The sequence below is a fragment of the Microbacterium sp. B24 genome (assembly GCF_000333415.1).
In the GTDB taxonomy this organism is placed as follows: domain Bacteria; phylum Actinomycetota; class Actinomycetes; order Actinomycetales; family Microbacteriaceae; genus Microbacterium.
On record NZ_BADB01000430.1, the window covers coordinates 1 to 4,161 of the forward strand.

A 4,161-nucleotide genomic window follows, 5' to 3' on the forward strand; every position below is an offset into this window, starting at 1 on the left:
AGCTGGTCCCGGGGATCCTCTAGAGTCCCGCAGGCGGCGGACGCCGACGGCGCGCTCCCGCCGGCGCTGCACCGCACCCTGCGCGAACAGCGTCAGCTGCTCAACAGCCTCGTCGGACTCTATGCCCGCCAGAGCGGAGAGCCGCACGGAGCCGTGCATGCCGAGCTGCGCCGCATCTGCGGCGGCCCGGAGGTCGCGCGAGCGACGGTCGCGCAGCTGCAGGCGCGGATCGAGGTGCTGCGCTCGCGCGTGCGCTCCTGAGCTCTCGCCGCCGGCGCGTACACTCGCGCGCATGCCGCAGGAATACTCCTTCACGTCGCAGTGGCTCCTGCCGGTCTCGGTGGAGGAGTGCTGGGCGCGGTGCGAAGCTGCCCTGATGGCGGGCGAGGTGCCGTGGTGGCCGGCGGTGCGCCTCGAGCCGCGGAGGACCGCCCTCGCGCCGGGGGACATCGTGCATCTGCGCGTTCGCAGTCCTTGGGGCTACCGCCTGCGCGTCGTGCTCACCGTCACCGATCTCGTGCCGGCGCGGCGGCTGGCGGCGGTGAGCGAGGGAGACCTGGTCGGGAAGGGCAGTCTTCACCTCGCCCCTGCGTCGGCTCCCGCGACCGGCACGCGTCTGACCTGGGTCTGGGAGGTGTCCGCGACGCGTCGTTGGATGCGTCTGACCGCTCCCGTGCTGCGACCGGTCTTCGCGGCGGCGCACACACTGATCATGCGCCGTGGTGAGCGCGGGCTCATCGCGCATCTCACGCGCGGTTCGGACGTCCGAAAAGCTGGCAATCGCGGCGGCCGCGCTCTGCGCCGCCGCCGCCGCGGCTAGCGTGGGATCCCGTGACCACGCGTTCGGAGCCCACCTCCCGTGACCGCCGCCGCTGGGCGCGCTATCTCGCCGACGAGCGCGCGGAGGCCCAGGTCTACCGCGACCTCGCCCAGCGTCGGGAGGGCGAGGAGCGCGAGATCCTGCTGGCCCTTGCCGAAGCCGAGGGGCGCCACGAGGCGCACTGGCTCGAGCTGCTGGGCGGCGAACCGTCGCGGTTGCCGTCTCCGGGCATCGGCTCGGTGTTTCTGGGCTGGATGGCCCGGAGGTTCGGCTCGATCTTCGTGCTCGCTCTGGCGCAGAACGCGGAAGGACGCTCGCCGTACGACAGTGAACCGTTCGCCACCGCACGCATGGTCGCCGACGAGAAGATCCACCGCGAGGTCGTGCGCGGCCTGGCGGCGCGAGGACGGCGGCGGCTGTCGGGCACGTTCCGCGCGGCCGTCTTCGGCGCCAACGACGGCCTCGTCTCCAACCTCGCTCTGGTGATGGGTATCGGCGCCACCGGCGTGGGGGCGCAGTTCGTGTTGTTCAGCGGCGTCGCCGGCCTTCTCGCCGGTGCTCTGTCCATGGGCGCAGGGGAGTACGTGTCGGTGCGCTCGCAGCGGGAACTGCTGGATGCGACCGAGCCGAGCGACTACGCCGACCATGTGCTGCCGGACCTCGATCTTGATGCGAACGAGCTCGCCTTGGTCTATCGAGCGCGCGGTCTGGGTGAACGCGATGCGCACGAGCGTGCGCGCCAGATCATCGCAGCCGCCCAGACCGCCGACCGCAGCCAGCCATACCGGTTGCATCGCGCCGCCGGCGCCGATCACGAAGTGGTCGGCAGCGCTCTGGGCGCCGCCGGGTCGAGTTTCCTCTTCTTCGCGTCCGGCGCGATCATCCCGGTGCTGCCCTGGATCTTCGGGCTCAGCGGGCTCCCCGCCGTCGTCCTGGCCCTCGTGCTCGTCGGGACGGCGCTGCTGGGCACGGGAGCCATGGTGGGACTGCTCTCGGGGGCGCCGCCCCTGCGACGAGGGCTGCGGCAGCTGGCGATCGGTTTCGGGGCCGCTGCGGTGACGTACGTCCTCGGTCTGCTCTTCGGCGTCTCGGCGGGCTGAGCCCGGCACCGATTCCGCGTCTGGCTCGGAATCTGGTACTGTCGATCTTCGGTTGCGAAACCGAAAACCACCTGCGCGGGTGGCGGAATAGGTAGACGCGCTAGCTTGAGGTGCTAGTGCCCGTATAGGGCGTGGGGGTTCAAGTCCCCCCTCGCGCACAGAAGGAAAAAGGTCCCGTCAGGGGCCTTTTTCTTTTATCTCCAGACGTGTCCTCCGCTCTCGGATCGTGGCATCGGGAGCGCTAGCGTGGAGGCATGCCCTCCTCCGAACTGCCCGAGGTCGCCCGCGTCGCGCGCGACCTGATCCGCTTCGACACCACCAACTTCGGCGAGGGGCGCGCGCACGGGGAGCGAGAGGCCGCTGAGTACGTGGGCGCCTACCTCGAGGCGCTCGGCCTGCGTCCCGAGTACTACGAGCCCATCCCGCGACGCACGAACCTGAGCGTCCGCGTGCCCGGCCGCGACCGCGACAAGCCCGCCCTCGTCCTGCACGGCCACCTCGACGTGGTTCCGGCCGTCGCCGAGGACTGGAGCGTCGATCCCTTCGGCGGCGTCGTGAAGGACCGGGATGCTGTGGGGACGCGGTGCGGTGGACATGAAGGACATGGATGCCATGATCCTCACCTCCGTCGCCGATCTGCTGCGGGCGGGGGAGCAGCCCGCCCGCGATCTCATCGTCACGTTCTTCGCCGACGAGGAGAACGGCGGCGTCGAGGGCTCTCAGCTCGTCGTCCGCGACCGGCCCGAGTGGTTCGCGGGGGCGACCGAGGCCATCAGCGAGGTCGGCGGCTACTCCATCCCGGTGGGCGAGCGACGCGCGTACCTCCTGCAGGTGGGCGAGAAGGCGCTGGTCTGGCTGCGCCTTCGCGCTAGCGGCGCAGCCGGGCACGGCAGCCGCTTCCACCCGGACAACGCGGTCACGCGTCTCGCGGAGGCGGTGGCCGCGCTCGGCCGCTCGTCGTGGCCGTTGGAGCTGACCGCGACGACGCGTCAGACGGTCGACGGCCTGGCGGCGCTGTGCGGCGCCGACCCGCGCGATCCGGATGCCGTGGCGGACGCGACCGGACCGGCATCCGGCTTCCTCCGCTCCACGTTCCGCACGACGACCAACCCGACCGGTCTCGTCGCCGGCTACAAGCACAACGTGATCCCGGATGCCGCGGTCGCCACGATCGATGTGCGCACCCTTCCGGGGCAGGAAGAACGCGTGCTCGCCGAGATCCAGCGGATCGTGGGCGAGGACGTCGTCGTCGAGGTCTCGCATCGCGACATCGGGCTCGAGGTGCCCTTCGCGGGGGAGCTCGTGGACGCGATGGTCGGGGCCCTCGAGCGTCATGACCCGGGCGTCCCCGTTCTGCCGTATCTCATGGGCGGCGGGACCGACAACAAGGCGCTCGCCGAGCTCGGCATCGCCGGATACGGGTTCGCGCCGCTGCGGCTTCCCACGGATCTCGATTTCACCGGTATGTTCCACGGTGTGGACGAACGCGTCCCCATCGACGCGTTGGTCTTCGGGCAGCGCGTGCTCACCGATCTGATCCGCACGTACTGAAAGGCCCCCCATGCACCTGTTCGAGGCGATTATCCTGGGCCTGGTCCAGGGACTCACCGAGTTTCTCCCCGTCTCCTCCAGTGCCCACCTGCGCATCATGGGCGAGTTCCTCCCGTCCGCCGAAGACCCCGGCGCGACCTTCACCGCCATCACCCAGATCGGCACCGAACTCGCGGTGCTCGTCTACTTCTGGGGCAAGATCGTGCGGATCATCTCCCAGTGGGCGAAGTCGCTGACCGGCCGCGTGCCGCGCAGCGACCCCGATGCGCGCATGGGATGGATCGTCATCATCGGCACCATCCCGATCGGCATCGCCGGCTACCTCTTCCAGGACGTGATCCGCGACACGTTCCGAAACCTCTGGCTCGTGGCCACCGTTCTCATCGTCTTCGGTCTCCTGCTGGGGGCCGCCGATGCTCTCGGACGGCGCACCCGCACGGAGGAAGACCTGACCTACGGACACGGCCTCTCCCTCGGCCTCGCGCAGATGCTGGCGCTCATCCCCGGCGTCTCCCGCTCGGGGGCGACCACGACGATGGGGCTGGCGCTCGGCTACACCCGGCCCGCGGCGGCGGAAGTGGCGTTCCTGCTCGCCGTGCCCGCTGTCTTCGGCAGTGGCCTGTACGAGCTGATCCAAGCCATCAAGGATCCGGGCGACCAGGTCTACACGATGGTCGAGACCGGCGTCGC

The 4,161-nt window shown here is 70.4% G+C and carries 3 protein-coding genes, 1 tRNA gene and 2 pseudogenes; all 6 read left to right on the forward strand.

The window, feature by feature from the left end; translation table 11 throughout:
• A pseudogene (locus tag I5I_RS12695) lies at positions 1-261 on the forward strand (ATP-dependent helicase); the annotation flags it as partial.
• A 31-nt stretch (positions 262-292) separates the two neighbouring features.
• Complete coding sequence (locus I5I_RS12700) at positions 293-820, forward strand: hypothetical protein (protein ID WP_036320292.1); 528 nt, start codon at positions 293-295, stop codon at positions 818-820.
• 11 nt (positions 821-831) lie between these two features.
• On the forward strand, positions 832-1,920 hold the full coding sequence (locus I5I_RS12705) for a VIT1/CCC1 transporter family protein (RefSeq protein ID WP_036320294.1): 1,089 nt from the start codon (positions 832-834) through the stop codon (positions 1,918-1,920).
• Positions 1,921-1,993: 73 nt separating this feature from the next.
• A tRNA-Leu gene (locus I5I_RS12710) sits at positions 1,994-2,078 on the forward strand.
• Between the two features lie 96 nt (positions 2,079-2,174).
• Positions 2,175-3,471 (forward strand): annotated as a pseudogene (locus I5I_RS12715) (M20/M25/M40 family metallo-hydrolase).
• Positions 3,472-3,481: 10 nt separating this feature from the next.
• Positions 3,482-4,161: undecaprenyl-diphosphate phosphatase (locus I5I_RS12720; RefSeq protein ID WP_036320297.1), on the forward strand; the 680-nt coding region annotated here is incomplete at its 3' end.